A 1,596-nucleotide genomic window follows, 5' to 3' on the forward strand; every position below is an offset into this window, starting at 1 on the left:
CCTCGAGCTTTGGGTCGACACCTCACGGGATGGCTGGTCGGGTTTTGCCGTTCTTCGCGACCCTTCCTCCTCGCCGAAACCGGTGGTTCTGCGTTGGGACACCAATCGCCCGGGCGTGTTCACGGTGGGTTCGTGGGTACTTCACCTTGGGGTTGCGGGGACTCCCGGCTCAAACGGAGGCTTCGAGGGCCGGGTGGAGCTGACGGTAAACCGGGGCAGGGACTCCGGAACCGTCACGGCAAGTCTCGGAGCCGACGGTGGTGTTTCGCCTGTGGGCGCCAGTGGCGACAGGGATCCCCTCGTGGGGGCTTTCTTCCAAAGCGAAGAGGCTCGCGTTTTGGCCTCTGGCGTTGGCCAGATGCGGGCGAGCTCTCACGCTACCGGTAGCGAAGGAATGAAGGTATCGGCCCTGTTCAGTTTCCGGCACTGTCTGGGTGACTACATCCTCATCACGAGCCTCATCGGCGCGGCCATAGAAACGTGCTCCTCGGGTATGACGTGGGGCTGTTGGGCAGCTCTTGTGGCGATTGGGCAAGCAGAAAATCAGATAATTGACGAGTGCAACTGCTGCTTTTAGGAAAGGAGGTCATATGGTTGTCAGCGAAGTGTTGCTTATTCTCTGCGAACTCGGATTGTTGGCGGGAGCGCTTCATACCCTCTTGTCTCAGTGGTCGCGGGCGGAGGTGCCCCGCCGCATACTTCCTTTGACAAAGGGGGGAAGCCGTGTCCTCGCCTACCCCGCCGCCTTACCGCCCGCGATCGTTGCCTGGTTGACCGTACCGCTCGTTGGCGAACTCACCGAACGCGGTACAGAAACCTCCGCTGAGCTGCTGTGGGGCCTCGCTATTTTGGCGGTGGCCAGCAGCACACTGGCGGCACTTATTGGCTTTCTTCGACTGCGGGCAGAAAAAAAACCCGCATGACGTCCCAGAAGCAGGTCAGGCTTTCTTAACGAGGATCACGATGCGCCGCCGCCCCGGCGGCCGCGCCTTTTTCGCGAGACCATAGGCTAAGCCATCTCCGGACGCTGGGGCCCCGCGCTCCCGAGGGAAAGCCATCTTCCACGAGGTTAGGGTGGGGGCACCTGCGAGCGCCGGCATTGAGCCGGCAAGAAAGCTTCGCAAAAGTACCTTGATGTCAGGCAACACATCTTTTCCCCCTGGCTAAGGACGGGGCCAGGGAACAGCTCCCCCCTCCGCCCAGAAAGGGGGGCCGCCAGCAATGCCGGCATCCCCATCTGTGGGCTAGGTTCGATGTTTTCTCCCGGGAACCCTAGGCGATACCCAAAAATCCGGCTCCCCGCGGCAGGTATAGGCTCAGGCCCTCGTGGGTGTCCGCAAGTTCTCGACTAGGTACCCAGGTTGTCGCACCAGTCCTTGAACGATCCACCCACCGGTGCCGAAGCTACTGAACGGATACACGGGTTCCAGCGCCACGGGCCGTGGGCATCCGCCGCACGAAGCCCAGCCCGGTGGCCGTGGGGAGCTATCCTCCTAGGCACGAGTGCTGCCCCGTGGTCAGGGCAGTGCGGGCAGGGCAGCGCCTTGCCGGAGGGGGAGAGCTCACTCCTCCCGCAGGGCTTCGATGGGGTCCACC

The 1,596-nt window shown here is 62.7% G+C and carries 2 protein-coding genes; both read left to right on the forward strand.

The features are described 5' to 3' along the window. Window positions 1–577: hypothetical protein (locus tag ACP5PX_RS08220; protein ID WP_428085463.1), on the forward strand; the 577-nt coding region annotated here is incomplete at its 5' end. Between the two features lie 13 nt (window positions 578–590). Then, the gene (locus ACP5PX_RS08225) at window positions 591–923 is read left to right on the forward strand and encodes a hypothetical protein (protein ID WP_428085464.1); all 333 of its coding nucleotides are present in this window, start codon (window positions 591–593) and stop codon (window positions 921–923) included. Window positions 924–1,596: the final 673 nt, after the last annotated feature.

The organism is Hadarchaeum sp. (SeqCode) (assembly GCF_049969415.1).
Classification (GTDB): Archaea; Hadarchaeota; Hadarchaeia; order Hadarchaeales; family Hadarchaeaceae; genus Hadarchaeum.

Excerpts from the sequence above, each read along its gene's own strand:
- ACP5PX_RS08225 (WP_428085464.1), top strand. The coding sequence starts at position 591 with ATGGTTGTCAGCGAAGTGTTGCTTATTCTCTGCGAACTCGGATTGTTG.